Genomic DNA, 13,538 nt, shown 5'->3' on the forward strand with positions numbered 1-13,538 from the left:
ATCGCGCACGAGCAGGCGGACGACATCGTGTCGAAGCTGGACCATTCGAGGGGCCCGCACCTGGGTCCGGCCCCTCGAATGGTCCGGAGACGCACGGAGTGATCAGCCGGCCTGCTGCTTCCCGGTGGACTCGGGCGCCTTGCCCGGGACCTGTCCAGCCTTGTCGACGATGGCGTGCTCCATCTCGGCGGTGCTGTAGAGAAGGGTCCCGGCCTTCGCGTACGGGGCGTCCTTCGTTCGGTACTGGCGGGAGCCGAGGAAGGAGTAGTCGTCCTTGTCGAAAACCCATTCGGTGCGATCGCCGTGCTTGGTGTCCTCACGGGCGATGCCGAGGCCCGTGCGGCCTATGGCGTCCTTGGCGTCCGGCGCCTCCTTGACGCCCGGGATGTTCGCCGCCGCACGGTAGAGGGTCGCGGCCGTCTTCGGCGGCAGCACCCCGCTGAGAAGAACACCGATCTGCTCGAAGACTGTCTGGTCGATTTCCTGCTCGGCGTCCTTCCGGACGTGAGTGCGGAGGTAGGCCAGGAGTTCGTCCGGGTCGGTGGGCAGCGAGGCGAGCCAGTCGTAGGTCGGGCGGGACAGTCCGGCGGGGGTGCCATTGTCGTCCCCGAGCTGGGCGTTACTGACCTCATCCTTGCCATTGACCCGGGTCAGCCCGATCTTTTTGAGGGGGCGCGGGTCCTGCGGCGCCCAGCTCTCCGTCTCGGTCAGCGGGCTGAGTACAGTCTTGTCGCTGCGAATTTCAGCCTCCCGAACCTTGGAACGGGTGTAGAGGAACTGGTCGTCCCGTACGACGGGCGCCTCACTCGTGAGGGCGACGGTCGAGAGATGGTGGAGAAGGCCGCCAGTGCCCTGGGTAGCCGTCGCCGTCGTCGTCCGGTCCTCGTTGTCCGTACCGAGGGCGAGACCGCCCGCGAGGATTCCGGCCAGTGCCATCGCCGACACGGGGACGAGAAGGGCGGGGCGCAGGAGTCGGCTGGTGGGGCGGGTGGTGGGCTGAGCCGGACGGTCACGACGGGAGTCGGCGTCGATGTGGTTCATCAAGAGTTCCTTCTGGTGACGGAATCGCTCGGGCGACAGGTCCTCGGTCACCGGAGGGGGAAGTAGCCAGGCCAGGTGCCGGGCTTCGTCGTCGTTCCTGTTCTCAGGAGAGGCGGCGTCTTCGCGGTTCATGGGGTTTCCTCCCGCACGGGCTGGGCCGCGATTGCGGCTGTATTCCTTACCTCTCCGCGGACTCTCGCGGGTTCCAGGTTTCTTCGCGGGCGTTCCGCGCGTTCCGTCTGTTCCGCGATCCGGGCGAGTCTCTTGCGGGCGCGGGAGAGGCGGGAGCGCACCGTGCCCACCGGGATGCCGAGCGCGTCGGCGGTCTGCTCGTAGTCCAGTCCGGACCACACGCACAGGGAGAGCACTTCCTTTTCCTGGCGGCGCAGTTGACCGAGGGCCGCCGAGACGGCGCGCAGACGACTCCGGTCGTCCAGCCGGGACGCTGCCTCCGCCGAGAAGTCCGCGACGTTGGCGGGCGGTGGCTGACGGGCCAGGAAGACCAGCCGCCGCCGCAGCCCCCGCCGGGTGTTCTCACACTTGTGCGTGGCGATGCCGAGGAGCCAGGGCAGGACGGAGCCCTGGCCCTCCTCCAGCTGCTCTCTGCCCTGCCAGGCGGCCAGGAAGGCGTCCGCCATGATGTCCTCGGCGGTCGACCAGTCACCTGTCAACCGCAACGCATGGCGATAGACAGCCTGGGCGCAGCTCTCGTACAACTCGGCGAAGGCCTCGCGGTCCCCTGCGCGCAGTCGTCGGCGCACCTCGTTCCCCGCGCTCTCCGGGGCCTTGGTGGGACTCTCCGGGGCCTCTGATTCTGGTGATTCCTTCACACCCGGTATCTCTCCGCGACCTTGCGCCCGTTCCTGTGACTCGCGCCACAACCGATTGCCTCAACTGGCGGGCGGCGGGGGCTGATGGTGTCGTCCGCCCGGAAGACCGCCTCGCACGGCCGGTACGCGCTGATCGGGCAGCCCGAGACCCTGGTCATCGTGGAGCGGATGGAGACCAACCCTTTCGGTCTGCGCGGCCAGTGGGAGAAGGAGCAGGAGACCATCCTGCTGGACGACCTCGAGTTCGTGTGGGGGCCGCGCATCCACCTCAGCCGGTGAGCAGCCAGGAACGGGAGAGCGCGGCCTGGTATCAGTACTTTGCCGTGTGACACAGACGTGCAGATGATCAAGGTCTTGCCCACCGTGTACTCCCCTCGTAGTGCTGTCGCGCCAGGGCCATCTGACCGCATGCGAGGGCCGGAACGCGGTGGGGATGGACGGTTCAACTGGCCGGTTCGTGACCGGTACACGGCGTGTTTTAGATCCCCGGGGGGCGGGTTTCTGAGGGAATCCTCCATTCCGGGTTCCGCCCCTCTACGCTCACCGAGCGCGATAGGAGATCCACAAGAACGACACAGAAAGCGATCATGAGAAGACACATAAGAAGAGCCGCGAAACTGCTCACCGCGCCGGCTGTCGTCCTGGGCCTGCTCGTGCCCGCCCTCGCCGCGACCCCCGCAGCCGCCGCGACGGACCCCTACACGTTCACCAACACCGACGGCACGCTGAACGCGACCGGCAACGACGACGGAAACCAGATCTCCGTCACCCCCGACGGCACCAACTACACCGGCTTCCGCCTGATCACGCTGGGCGACCCGGGCCAGTTCGAGATCGCCAACACGTCCTCGGGGAAGTGTATTTACGCCTCCTCGTTCGCCACACAGAAGTCGTGCGGCCAGGACGGCGAGCAGTGGCACTTCCGTCCGATCGACGGGAAGCCCAACAGCTTCGGCCTCGTGCGCCGCGACGCCAACTCCGGTGCCGAGTACTGCCTGGACAACGCTGGTGGCTTGCATCTGTGGGGGATCCTCGCCAACCCCAACCCCTGCAACGGCAGCCCGAGCCAGGAATGGACCATCCCGGCGTCGAAGGCGGCTGAGGCCAGGAGTCTGGCGCTCGACTACTACGCCGACCTGTGCGCCAAGCAGACGTCGACCTGTTCATGGACCGAAACCTCCGAAGGCCAGCCCGAAGCGCTGCCCCGCGAGAAAGCGTCCTCGGTCTGGTACAACGACACCTCCGACAAGGTCACCCAGGTCTTCACCACCGTCTACCACTCCGGTTGGTCGCAGTCGTTGTCGTCGGGCCTGTCCACGTCGGTCGGCGTCTCGGTTCCCGTGCAGGCGATGATCTCCGCCCAGCTGACGGCGACGACCACCTACCAGTCGGACTCGACCACCATCAATGGTGTCGTCGTCACCGTCCCCACCAAGAACTACGGATGGGTCGACTTCGCGGCTGTCGGCAAGAAGGTCACCGGTACGTGGACGTTCGACACCGACCACCAGCCGTGGACCACTGACGCCACGGTAACCGTGCCGGTGGTCGACTCCCCGGCGGGCTCCACGATGTACGTCGCGCACACCAGCCCGGACATGCCCACCAGCGGCACCAGCCCGGCACAGAAGCCGGCCGTGCAGACCTTCGCCGCCACCTCCACCAGCGCGAAGCTCGGCCTTCCGGCCGGAACCCACCTCGCTCCCACCGCGAACGGCGCGGAAATCGCCGACGCCCAGGGCAAGCCCATCATGCGGATGCAGCCGGGCAGCGTGACCGACACTCAGGGAGTCAAGCACGCCTTCAAGCTGGCGGTCGACGGGAACACCCTCACCCAGACCCTCGAAGCCGCCACCGGCACGACGGTCGAGGGAACCGAGAACCCGTCCTCGGTCACGTTCGGCCCGGGTACCTTCCCCGGAAGCACGCCACTGAAAGCTTCCGCCGCCAAGACGAAGAGCCTGAAGGTGCAGCCCTTGCGGATGTCGCCCATGGACAACGTCGGTGACGCCTGTGCCAGGTACCAGGGCCACACCTGCTCGGACGCGGAGAAGAAGGCGTACGAGGACAAGCTCAAGAAGGACGGTGACTGGGACAAGTGCGTGGCCCAGTGGGCCGTCGGTACCGCGATCACCGGAGCCTTCGCAGGCGCCTTCGCCGGTGGAGTCGGAGCGCTCCCGGGCGGCCTCATCGGATGGGCCGGCGGAGCCACCGCTGGCATGGTCGTGTGCAGCTTCTGACCCGCACCACCTGAACCGATCGCGTCCCCCTGCCTGTTGACCGGACCGGGGGACGCTGGGTTCGGATCAGACCCGGTGCGGGAGCGGGCCGGGCCTGGGGGCGCCGTGGTCGGGGCCGTAGACACGGCCGTTCAACAGCTACTCAGTTAGCCGATAGTGCTGCGCTGGGTGTCGGGTGCCCCAGGCAGCCAACACACCACGGACGCGCGGACACACGCGAGGGAGAGCCGACCGGCACCGGCGCCCTGCCGCCTCGTTGTCCTGCTGAACCGTCCTCACGACACGAAGGAGAACACCCGTGACGACCAGTCGCCTCGCGGCCTGCGCCACCGCCATCGCCGCCCTGTCCATCGCCCTCGGCGGGACCGCCCACGCGGACACCGGCACCAGCGGCGAATTCATGACCGGCCACACCCTCAACGAGTCCGGCGACAGCAACGCCGTCACCTGCCAGAACAACACCACGAACGGACTCGTCAGCATCGGCTGCTCCCCCATTTCGGTCCTGTGAGGATTCCTCCGCCGCGGCGGACGGCAACCCGGTCCGGGCGAGAATCAACCGGGTGACCACCCGCCCCCCTGGGTCGCCCTCAGCCACCGGTGAGCAATGGAATGGCTGGGACGATGCCTCGGTGAACTACTTCTCGCATTTCAGCATCGGTCCTGGTCACGAGCGGCAGGATCTCCCGGAACCCAGGCAAGTCGAGCCCGGCCAGTGGCCGAAGTTGGAGGCTGCGCTCGCCGTGGTCAACCGCGACCTGATGGCAACCCTGCCAGGCCAGGACGCGCTGATACTGATGCTTGCCCCGTCTTGCGAGCCGCTGCCCCGGAGACCCATCGATAGAGATCAGATCTACGTGGCGATGCCGGACGGCCGTTGGCACGGCAACTCGGTCAATTCGTGCGACCTGGAGGAGGGCGACCCGCCAGAGCCGGACGATGCGACGACGGTCCTGTCCGTGGTCGCGGATGCGGCGCAGGAGACCATCATGGAGCTGCTCTGGCAGGTCTGGCCGATCTGCTCGGCACACAAGATCGGAATGCACCCTCGGCCTGCAGGAACCACCGACGGCTGGTGCCAGAGCGAAGCGGACTCGGCAGGCCCACCGGTGTGGTGGTGCCAGGGCGGCCGGGATGGCACGTGCCACGACGTCTCCCTGGTGGGCGAGTTGGCCGCCGCCCTGCCGGGCAAGCAGCATCGGGCCCTGCGGCGCAGCGAGCGCAAACAGGATGGTTGCCGATAACCGCAGGCCATACAACTGCGCATTCCCGCTGGAACCCACCATCCACTGCCACCCGCGAAGTACGGAGCTAGGCACTGTTTCTCGGATCATGTTCGGAGCCAGATGACGAGGGCTGCGAGTGTGACGGTGCCGAGGTAGATGTAGGCGCGTTTCTCGTAGCGGGTGGCGACGGCGCGGAAGCCTTTCAGACGGTTGATTGCGCGTTCGACGGTGTTGCGTTTCTTGTATCGCTCGCTGTCGAAACCGGTGGGACGGCCGCCTCGGGAACCGCGATTCTTGCGGTGTCTCTGCTGGTCGAGGCGTTCGGGGATGGTGTGCCGGATTCCGCGTCGTCGCAGGTAACGCCGGGTTTTCCGAGAGGTGTAGGCCTTGTCCGCGAGGACATGGTCGGGCCGGGTCCGGGGCCGGCCGACTCCGGTTCGGGGCACGGAGACCTGCTCCAGTACTCGCTCGAACTGGGGGCCGTCACCGTAGTGTCCGGGTGTCAGGACGAGGGCGAGTGGCCGGCATCGCCCATCGGCGGCAAGGTGGATTTTGGTGGTGAATCCGCCGCGGGAACGTCCCAGACACTCGCCGATCTGACCACTTCCTCCAGCCGGACTGCCAGTTTCCTCAACACCGGATCGACCTGGTTCGTCCCCCCAGCGATCCCCCTTTGAGGGACCGCGACCGCCGGCGCCTTCCTCGCGCCAGCGGCGTGCTGGTGGGCCCGCACAACTGTCGAGTCCACCGACACATCCCAGTCGATCCCGCCCACCGCGTCCTCGGCCGACTGGATGCGGGACAGCAGCATCGCCCATGTCCCATCCGCTGACCAGCGGCGATGTCGTTTATAGACCGTCTCCCACGGCCCGAACCGCTCCGGCAGATCCCGCCACTGCACACCGGTCCGCACCCGGTAGAGAACCCCGTTGATCACCCGACGGTGGTCGCTCCACCGACCACCACGCGCACCACCAGGAGGTAAGAACGACCCCAGCCGATCCCACTCCGCATTCGTCAGATCCCCACGGCCCATACAGCCACCCTCGCCCCAACACCCCACCCACGTCAGGAGATCCGAGAAACAGTGCCTAGTACTCCAGCCGGACTTCTTCATTAGCGCTGGTCAGCGGTTCGAGTGTGGGGAGTGTAGCGGGCTGGAACAGGGGTGGGGCGGTCTTGGCCGGGCCGGCCCACGAACGTGTGGCCGCGCCGTGTGTAGTGGCAACGGCGGGCGCGTGCTTGGTGGCGGCGACGCCAGTGGGACCACGTCATCGCGTGGTTGCGGTCCGGAGCACGGTGGCGGGGTCCAGTTGCCAGCAGACGTCGAATCTCGGCGGGTGTGAGGTCCACGAGGTCGGGTGTGTCCCGTTCGATGCCCCCTTTTCTCGTTCCTGGGCGGCCAGGACCGCGAGGAAGGCATGCGCGAGCATGGCGAGGGTGATGTGCCGGTACCAACCCACCCAGCGGCGGACTTCGTACTGGTCCAGGCCGCATTCGTTCTTCGCGCTCTGGAAGCATTCCTCGACCTTCCAGCGGCAGCCGGCGACGTGCACCAGGTCGGCGACGGTGGCGTCCAGGGGTGCACTGGCGAGGTAGTAGGCGAGTTCGTCGGGCTTGGCGATACTGCGGCGGGCCAGCATCCAGCGCTGCCGGGTCGGTTCGTCGCCGTCGAATTCCCACACTGCGGGGAGGCGAGCTGCGGCCCAGTCGTAGAAGCGCTCGCCCTTCGCGCCGCTTCCTGCGGACAGCCGCTGCCAGGCTTCGGGCGGCGCCTGGCCGATGAGGTGGTCGATGCGCGGACCGTGGACCTGCTGGGACTTGGGCACGGCCACGACGTAGGAAAGCTGATGGTCTTCGAGGAAGCGACGGAAGTGGGAGTCCTGGCCGTAGGCGGAGTCCGCGGTGACCCAACCAACGGGCAGGGGCGAGGCGAGGGCCCGCAGGATGGTGGCCCTCGCCAGCTCTCCCTTGGTGGCGAAGGCGCGGTCGTCGGGGACACGGGCGGCCCGACAGCGTTCGCGGTCCTCGGTCCAGGACTTGGGCAGGTAGAGCTCACGGTCGACCAGGGTGTGGCCGCGGGTGGTGGCGTAGGCGGCGAAGACGCCGATCTGGCAGTTCTCGGTGCGGCCTGCGGTACCGGAGTACTGGCGCTGGACGCCGGCTGAGGTGGTGCCCTTCTTCACGAAGCCGGTGTCGTCGATGATCAGCACCCCGTTGTCCGCGCCGAGGTGTTCGGCGACGTAGGCGTGCAGGTCGTTGCGGACCTCGTCGGCCTCCCAGCGGCTCCGGGAGAGCAGGTGCTGCAGCCCGTCGGGGGTGGCGTGCCCGGCGTATTCGGCGAGCTGCCAGCCATTCTTGCGGCCCACCGGGCCAAGAAGCCCACGGACGTAGTCCCGCATCCGACGCCTGGACTCCACGCGGGTAAAACGGCCCCCGATCCGCAAGAGGAGCTCGCCAAGTTCCTCTTCCCACAGGTTTGTTGGTACATCGTCCATGCGGTCGGAATGCCCGAAACACTGCCACTACAAGCAGCGCGGCCACACGTTCGTGGGACGGCCCGGCCAAGACCGCCCCACCCCTGTTCCAGCCCGCTACACTCCCCACACTCGAACCGCTGACCAGCGCTAATGAAGAAGTCCGGCTGGAGTACTAGGAGGCCTGGCACGGGGATGCCGTAGTGGGCCGACAGGCGGTCCACATCGCTGAGCAACCACGGGGTGGTCCCCGCCCGCCGGCGGCTGATCTGTGCCTGGCTGTCCTGTCTCGACGAAGATAGTCGTCCGCAAAGTGCTGACCTGCGTGGACTGGATTGAGTGAGACGCGTGGACTCGGTTCGTCGACGGCGGTAGCCGCGGGCCGGATCAAGCCCATGCGTCTTGTGCTGTACGACCCATTTCGGCTTACGGGTGCCTCTCTTCAGGGAAGAAACGAGGGTATGACCGCCATACTCGTATCGGTCGTGGGCGTGCTGGGAACCGTCATGGGGGCCGCCCTCACCGCCTTCGTCGCAGCTCGCACGGAACAGCGCAGAGAAAGATCACAGGCGCGCGTGCAGCTGAATGACCTGCGGGTTGAGCATCAGCGATGGCGCCGTGAACGCCGACAGGCTGCCTACCTCTCATTTCTTGAAGCGCTGGGCGCCGCTGACCGGGACAACCAAGGCTTCTTCCGAGAGCTGCGCGCCGGACATGGTCCAGTCCCGCTCGATGAGACGCGGGTCGCCGCGATCAGGATGAAGTTCAAGGAGGCTGAAGGGGCGGGGCTCGTGGTGATCCTGGAAGGCCCTGAGGCTGTTGCCGAGGGGGCTCAGAACCTTGTTGATCAGTTGTCTTCTCTCGTCCAGCACGTTCGTGATTACGCAGAAGCAGTAGTGGCAGGCAGCCCTGGTAGCGGAGGCGACAACGTGCACGAGGCCGGCATGGGATTCATAGCGGAGCGCAGGGCGTTTCTCGGCTTGGCCAGGGACGCGCTTGACGACGTAGCCAAACGTGTCCAGGTCCTCCCCGAAACTCAGTCGCGCGACCAGGTTCGTTGAGAGACAGAAGCCCAAACGACTTGGTTCGTCGAGAAAGCGACTTGCTTGAGCGAGACAGGACACTGGCCGATCCCGAGACCGGCCGCCAGATCGGCTGTCCTCCGACAGGTGATCTTGATCGTTTGCCAAGTGATCTTGACCTGTCTGGCCAACCATGGCGGGTGGCGGTCCCGGCCGGTCCGCCCCTTCACCCGATGCCCCACAGCGCGGCCCTTCACACACCGCACCAGGCCCGTCCGTGCGGACCACCACGCGATCATCACCCGCGCGACAGCCGACAACCGGCACTCACTCGCCCCCCTCACCCGACGAGCGACCGCCCCGGCAATCCCGTCCACCCGGCGCTCACGAAGCAGCGGGAACCCGGTACCGCGCGGACGACGACAACGGCCATGACGGTCGGCGGCCCGCCGTCAGCAGACCCGGCTTCCCGGACGGGTCGTGTACCGGGAGGTGCGCTGCTGTCCGGGGCGCGCGGCGCCCGCGCCCGTTCACCTCATTGGGTGAACACGGCAGAAGTACAGTGGCGCAAACGATCACGGGCCTAGATTCCCCACCACACCGAGGGATGGCGACCATGAGCGCGTACAAGATGAGGGTTCTCGAACTGTTCAACCTTCTCGACACCAGCAATAGCGGCTTCCTCGACGCGGCCGACGGCCAGAGCGAGAAGCAGACACAGGCGACCCGCAACGTCCCGCAGTTCGTCAGGGGTCTCATCTACGAGGCCGACGCGAACAAGGGCGGCAAGGGCGATGTCGGCGAGTGTTCGTGGGCCGCTGTTCGTCATGGTCACCCCGGCCGACATGATCGACCGCAACGCGGCCATGGAAGTGCTGTTCCGGCTGCGGCTGATGCACCCCGAGATCCACCATCGTCTGGGCCGACTCCGCCTATGCCGGACAGCTCGCGACCTGGGCGAAGACATACCTGAATCTGACGATCAAGACCATCAGCCGTCCGAAGAACACCCCCGCGTCTGTCGTCCTGCCCCGGCGCTGGGTCGTCGTCGAACGCTCACCCGCCTGGATCATGCACGCCCGCAGACACGCCCGCGACTACGAACGGCTCATCCAGCACTCGGAATCGCTCATCACCTGGGCCGCGATCAACCTCAAGGCCAGGCGCATCACCCGCCGAAGTTCCCGCAGAAGCGGACAGCCGGCCTCCCGCGAAGCGCAACGGGACTGATCGTCTTGGCGTTGGCGGTCACCACCGTCACCGGGAGACCCTGCATGCACGGAGCCCTACCGATTCTCCCACCGCCGTCACGAACCCGTCAGCCCAACCGGCGAAGCGAGCACATCGGCATCGCCGCCATCAATCAATGGCTCCCAGCCGGGGTGAGGGCGGGCTGCGCCGCCCTCACCCCGGCTTCGAAACATCGCTAGGACTCCGGAGCCATTCGCTTCGGGTTTTTTTCCGAGCCGGAGCCTCAGCTGTTGGCCAGGGTGCGGTCGAGAAGGGGCAGCAGGCGGTCCCAATGGCGCTGTAGTGCGGCGGGGTTGAAGGCGTCGGTGTCGGACATGGTGAAGCCGTGGATGGTGCCGGGGTAGATCTCGGAGGTGTAGCCGACGCCTGCGGCGTCCAGTGCCTGGTTGAGCTCGCTGAGGGCCTCGGGTGTCAGGTCGCTTTCGGCGTGGCCGAAGTGGACCTGAGCGGTGATCTTGGCGAGGCTGTCGGGTCCGTCGGCGCCCACGGGGCCGTGGAATGCGGCGACGGCGGCCATTCCCACCGAGGACGGCCAGGCCGACGCTTTCGCCGCCTAACCGATCCGAGGCTCTGCGCGGCGCGCGTAGACCGGCTCACCTTCAACGCCGCTCTTATCGAGACTGGCACCGAGTCCTACCACCTGGCCGCACCAAGGCGAACAAGACCAACGCAACGAAGTAGCGGCCCTACTCCGACGGTGCGGCGGTGTCTGCGCGGCGGGACTCCGGACCCGCTGACGACGGCAAGAGGTTCCGGGCGAGCACATCCAGCGCCTCCGAGACCTCTCTCAGCCGCTGCGGCTCATCAGATCCCAGCGCGCTGGTGAGAGCTTCCTCGATGCCGGCGGCGCGGACCTGCGCCACCCGCTCGGACACCTCAGCGGCCTGACGCACCAGCACCCGGCGCCGGTCGATGGGATCCGGAGCCGTCTGCACCGAACCGGCTTCCTTGAGCCGGGCAATGGCGGAGGACACCTGGCTCTGCGGCAGACCGGTGCGGGCGGCGATCTCACCGACGGCGGTGTCGGGATGAGCGGCGATGTCGCTGGCCACGATCAGCACCAGCCGGGCGCTGCCCGCATAACGCCGGGCGCCGCCCGGAGGCTCGGGCAGGGCCTCCTCGCCGATCTTCATCAGGGTGCGTCCCAGCAGGAACAGCTCGACTCCGTCCACACACCCAACATACATCGAAATAGATTCATCTATATTGATGTATCTATTTCGATGGATTATGTTGGTCGGCAGACGCGGCGGAGGGCCCGCCGCCCACAAAGGGGGAACCGTCATGCCCAACACCACCGGCGCGCTCGCCGTCCCTGGCGCAGTTCTGCACTACCAGGTCCGCGGGACCGGCCCGCTGCTGCTCATCTCGCAGAGCGGAGAGGGTGACGCCGACCGCACCACCGACCTGGTCACCCAACTCATCGATTCCTACGCCGTGGTCACCTACGACCGCCGCGGCCTGTCCCGCAGCCGGCTCGATACCCCCGGGCAAGGCGCGACGTTGGCCGAGCACGCCGACGACGTCCACCGCCTGCTGGCCTCTCTCACCGACACCTCCGCCCTCATGCTCGGCTGCAGTCTCGGAGCTGTCATCGGCATGCACGCAGCCGTCCGGTATCCCGGGCAGATCCGCACCCTCATCGCCCACGAGCCCGTCGCCCCACGCCTGCTTCCGGACGGCGAACGCGCCTGTCACGAGCGCGAACTCGCCGCGCTTCAGGACTTCTACCTCCGCGAGGGCCTGGCCGCAGCACTCCCGGAGATCGCCAGGACCCTGGGCATTGACCTCACCGCCAAGGACGTGGAACCCGATCTGACGCCTCAGCCGATCAACGCCATTCGCGCCGCGAACTTCGACTACTTCTTCCGGCACGACTTCACCGCGGTCATTCACGACACCCTCGACATCGCGGCGCTGAAGGACGTCAGCACTCGCATCGTGCCCGCCGCCGGACGCATCACTGCGCGGAACGTCTTCGACTACCAGGCCGCGACAGCCCTGGCCGCGCTCCTCGGCCGCGAACTGCAGGAACTTCCCGGCGGTCACAACGGAAACACCACCCACCCCCGGGCCTACGCAACACGCATCCGGGAGATCCTGAATGCCGAACACTGACGCAGAGCGGGCCGTCAGGAACCCCTGCCGGAAGGCCGGGCGAGGCGGACATCCATGGCCGGGTGGTCCCAGACCAAGCCGCCTTCCGGGGCCACTTCACCACGCCTGATCTTCACGAATCATCCCCGCACCGGAGCCAGTTGGAACCACCCCGGTGGAGCCGCTGGGGGCCGCCCTAGCCAAGATGGACCGGTACATCCGCCCGACAAGGCGTGTCGCCGTCGTCATACGATTCGCGGCATGATTCGTGCAGTTGTTTTCGATGTTGGTGAATGCCTCGTCGACGAGGCCAGGGAGTACGGCTCCTGGGCCGATCGGCTCGGTGTCCCCCGGCACACGTTCGCCGCGATGTCCGGTGCTGTCATTGCCCAAGGCCGCGACTATCGGGACGTGTTCCAGGAATTCGAGCCCGAATTCGACCTCTCTGAGCAGCGCGAGGCGCGGGCCGTGGCGGGCCAGCCCGAGCGCTTCGACGAGAGCGACCTGTACCCCGACGTCCGGCCCGCCCTCGCAGCACTTCGTGAGGCCGGGCTGTGGCTGGGCATCGCAGGGAACCAGACCGTCCGGGTTGGTGGGATCCTCCGTAAGCTGTTCACCCGCGACGTCGACCTCTTCGGGACGTTGGACGACTGGGGCGGTTCCAAGCCGGACCCCGAGTTCTTCGTGCGCGTCGCTGAAGCCGTACCGCACACGCCCGGCGAGATCCTTTGCGTCGGCGACCGGATCGACAACGACCTCAAGCCCGCTGTCGCCGCGGGCATGCCCACCGCGCTGATCCGCCGTGGCCCATGGGAAACCATCCGGTGGGGCACCGACGAAGCGAAGACGCCCTCCACCTTCCGGGTGGAAGTTACCCCGAGATCGAGAATCTCCACAGAACCGATAGGGGCAAGGGATTCGACTTGGGTGCTGGCCGCTTCAACTCCAACTGACAACACGAATGCCCCGGAAGGCGCTCCCCGATGAAGCAGCGTAGGTTGCTGACCGGCCTGGTCGTGGCCGTCCTCGTCGGCACGGCCGGTGCCTGTGACAGCGGGGGCGGCGGGACCGGCGACCAGTGGACCGCGCCCGCCCCGGGCCAGGCTGCCGCGCTGCTCGACTTCGCGGAGGGCGGCCGCGATGCCGCCTTGCGGGACGTGGCGTTCTACGGTTTCGGCGGAGTCACCGCCCCGGGTGGCATGACGACCGGCCCGGACGGAAGCGTCTATGGTCTCGGCGACAAAGCGGTCCGGCTCAAGCCTGATCGGACGGTGTCGACGGTCGAGGGGCCACGAAGGCCGGCACCTCTACCTCCGGATTGGTCGCCCTACCGGATGGCTCCCTGGTAGTCGGC

At 67.2% G+C, this 13,538-nt stretch carries 14 protein-coding genes and 2 pseudogenes; 9 read left to right on the forward strand and 7 right to left on the reverse strand.

Annotated elements, in window-relative coordinates:
- Nucleotides 1–102: 102 nt before the first annotated feature.
- Nucleotides 103–1,173, reverse strand: a complete 1,071-nt coding sequence (locus OG709_RS01030) for a CU044_5270 family protein (protein WP_329164352.1) — start codon at nucleotides 1,171–1,173, stop codon at nucleotides 103–105.
- Nucleotides 1,170–1,802: an RNA polymerase sigma factor gene (locus tag OG709_RS01035; protein WP_329169028.1), complete on the reverse strand. Its 633-nt coding sequence runs from the start codon at nucleotides 1,800–1,802 to the stop codon at nucleotides 1,170–1,172. The genes OG709_RS01030 and OG709_RS01035 overlap by 4 nt, the downstream gene beginning before the upstream one ends.
- Nucleotides 1,803–1,955: 153 nt before the next feature.
- Between OG709_RS01035 and OG709_RS01040 the strand changes: the two genes are divergently transcribed.
- From OG709_RS01040 to OG709_RS01055, 4 genes are all read left to right on the forward strand, one after another.
- A complete protein-coding gene (locus OG709_RS01040; RefSeq protein WP_266644732.1) occupies nucleotides 1,956–2,150 on the forward strand; it encodes a hypothetical protein in 195 nt (64 codons plus the stop codon).
- Nucleotides 2,151–2,458: 308 nt separating this feature from the next.
- Nucleotides 2,459–4,111, forward strand: a complete 1,653-nt coding sequence (locus OG709_RS01045) for a hypothetical protein (RefSeq protein WP_266644730.1) — start codon at nucleotides 2,459–2,461, stop codon at nucleotides 4,109–4,111.
- 298 nt (nucleotides 4,112–4,409) lie between these two features.
- Nucleotides 4,410–4,622, forward strand: a complete 213-nt coding sequence (locus OG709_RS01050) for a hydrophobin family protein (protein ID WP_329164354.1) — start codon at nucleotides 4,410–4,412, stop codon at nucleotides 4,620–4,622.
- Nucleotides 4,623–4,743: 121 nt separating this feature from the next.
- Nucleotides 4,744–5,355, forward strand: coding sequence for a hypothetical protein (locus tag OG709_RS01055; RefSeq protein WP_329164355.1), 612 nt, complete (start codon nucleotides 4,744–4,746; stop codon nucleotides 5,353–5,355).
- A gap of 86 nt (nucleotides 5,356–5,441) precedes the next feature.
- Here the strand turns inward: OG709_RS01055 and OG709_RS01060 are convergent.
- Together OG709_RS01060 and OG709_RS01065 are read right to left on the reverse strand one after the other, a co-directional pair.
- Nucleotides 5,442–6,373 (reverse strand): IS5 family transposase gene (locus OG709_RS01060; RefSeq protein WP_405683604.1). Its coding sequence is split into 2 segments (ribosomal slippage): nucleotides 5,442–6,023 and nucleotides 6,026–6,373, totalling 930 coding nucleotides; the frame shifts between segments, so codons are not numbered across the junction.
- A gap of 235 nt (nucleotides 6,374–6,608) precedes the next feature.
- Nucleotides 6,609–7,835 carry an IS701 family transposase gene (locus tag OG709_RS01065; RefSeq protein ID WP_443068526.1) on the reverse strand — a complete coding sequence of 409 codons (1,227 nt, stop codon included), beginning with the start codon at nucleotides 7,833–7,835 and terminating at the stop codon, nucleotides 6,609–6,611.
- A 440-nt stretch (nucleotides 7,836–8,275) separates the two neighbouring features.
- Here OG709_RS01065 and OG709_RS01070 point away from each other — a divergent pair, with 440 nt between their 5' ends.
- Nucleotides 8,276–8,875 carry a hypothetical protein gene (locus OG709_RS01070; RefSeq protein WP_326695489.1) on the forward strand — a complete coding sequence of 200 codons (600 nt, stop codon included), beginning with the start codon at nucleotides 8,276–8,278 and terminating at the stop codon, nucleotides 8,873–8,875.
- A gap of 544 nt (nucleotides 8,876–9,419) precedes the next feature.
- Here OG709_RS01070 and OG709_RS01075 read toward each other — a convergent pair.
- Nucleotides 9,420–9,704, reverse strand: coding sequence for a hypothetical protein (locus tag OG709_RS01075; RefSeq protein WP_250305116.1), 285 nt, complete (start codon nucleotides 9,702–9,704; stop codon nucleotides 9,420–9,422).
- Between OG709_RS01075 and OG709_RS01080 the strand changes: the two are divergent.
- Nucleotides 9,625–10,012 (forward strand): annotated as a pseudogene (locus tag OG709_RS01080) (transposase); the annotation flags it as partial. The gene OG709_RS01075 and the pseudogene OG709_RS01080 overlap by 80 nt on opposite strands.
- 298 nt (nucleotides 10,013–10,310) lie before the next feature.
- Here the strand turns inward: OG709_RS01080 and OG709_RS01085 are convergent.
- Together OG709_RS01085 and OG709_RS01090 are read right to left on the reverse strand one after the other, a co-directional pair.
- Nucleotides 10,311–10,601: pseudogene (locus OG709_RS01085) on the reverse strand (dienelactone hydrolase family protein); the annotation flags it as partial.
- A gap of 172 nt (nucleotides 10,602–10,773) precedes the next feature.
- Complete coding sequence (locus OG709_RS01090; RefSeq protein WP_250305057.1) at nucleotides 10,774–11,259, reverse strand: MarR family winged helix-turn-helix transcriptional regulator; 486 nt, start codon at nucleotides 11,257–11,259, stop codon at nucleotides 10,774–10,776.
- A gap of 112 nt (nucleotides 11,260–11,371) precedes the next feature.
- Here OG709_RS01090 and OG709_RS01095 point away from each other — a divergent pair, with 112 nt between their 5' ends.
- The 3 genes from OG709_RS01095 to OG709_RS01105 all read left to right on the forward strand — a co-directional run bounded on the left by OG709_RS01095 (nucleotide 11,372) and on the right by OG709_RS01105 (nucleotide 13,533).
- Nucleotides 11,372–12,205 (forward strand): alpha/beta fold hydrolase, encoded by an 834-nt coding sequence (locus OG709_RS01095; protein ID WP_250305056.1) that lies wholly within the window; start codon nucleotides 11,372–11,374, stop codon nucleotides 12,203–12,205.
- Nucleotides 12,206–12,445: 240 nt separating this feature from the next.
- A complete protein-coding gene (locus tag OG709_RS01100; RefSeq protein ID WP_250305055.1) occupies nucleotides 12,446–13,171 on the forward strand; it encodes an HAD family hydrolase in 726 nt (241 codons plus the stop codon).
- Nucleotides 13,168–13,533 carry a hypothetical protein gene (locus OG709_RS01105; RefSeq protein WP_329164359.1) on the forward strand — a complete coding sequence of 122 codons (366 nt, stop codon included), beginning with the start codon at nucleotides 13,168–13,170 and terminating at the stop codon, nucleotides 13,531–13,533. Before OG709_RS01100 ends, OG709_RS01105 begins: the two co-directional genes overlap by 4 nt.
- Nucleotides 13,534–13,538 lie beyond the last annotated feature (5 nt).

The sequence above is a fragment of the Streptomyces sp. NBC_01267 genome, from assembly GCF_036241575.1.
Lineage (GTDB): Bacteria > Actinomycetota > Actinomycetes > Streptomycetales > Streptomycetaceae > Streptomyces.

Excerpts from the sequence above, each read along its gene's own strand:
- OG709_RS01095 (WP_250305056.1), top strand. The coding sequence starts at position 11,372 with ATGCCCAACACCACCGGCGCGCTCGCCGTCCCTGGCGCAGTTCTGCAC.
- OG709_RS01030 (WP_329164352.1), bottom strand. The coding sequence starts at position 1,173 with ATGAACCGCGAAGACGCCGCCTCTCCTGAGAACAGGAACGACGACGAA.
- OG709_RS01040 (WP_266644732.1), top strand. The coding sequence starts at position 1,956 with ATGGTGTCGTCCGCCCGGAAGACCGCCTCGCACGGCCGGTACGCGCTG.
- OG709_RS01045 (WP_266644730.1), top strand. The coding sequence starts at position 2,459 with ATGAGAAGACACATAAGAAGAGCCGCGAAACTGCTCACCGCGCCGGCT.
- OG709_RS01100 (WP_250305055.1), top strand. The coding sequence starts at position 12,446 with ATGATTCGTGCAGTTGTTTTCGATGTTGGTGAATGCCTCGTCGACGAG.
- OG709_RS01075 (WP_250305116.1), bottom strand. The coding sequence starts at position 9,704 with ATGGCCGCGTTGCGGTCGATCATGTCGGCCGGGGTGACCATGACGAAC.
- OG709_RS01070 (WP_326695489.1), top strand. The coding sequence starts at position 8,276 with ATGACCGCCATACTCGTATCGGTCGTGGGCGTGCTGGGAACCGTCATG.
- OG709_RS01105 (WP_329164359.1), top strand. The coding sequence starts at position 13,168 with ATGAAGCAGCGTAGGTTGCTGACCGGCCTGGTCGTGGCCGTCCTCGTC.
- OG709_RS01065 (WP_443068526.1), bottom strand. The coding sequence starts at position 7,835 with ATGGACGATGTACCAACAAACCTGTGGGAAGAGGAACTTGGCGAGCTC.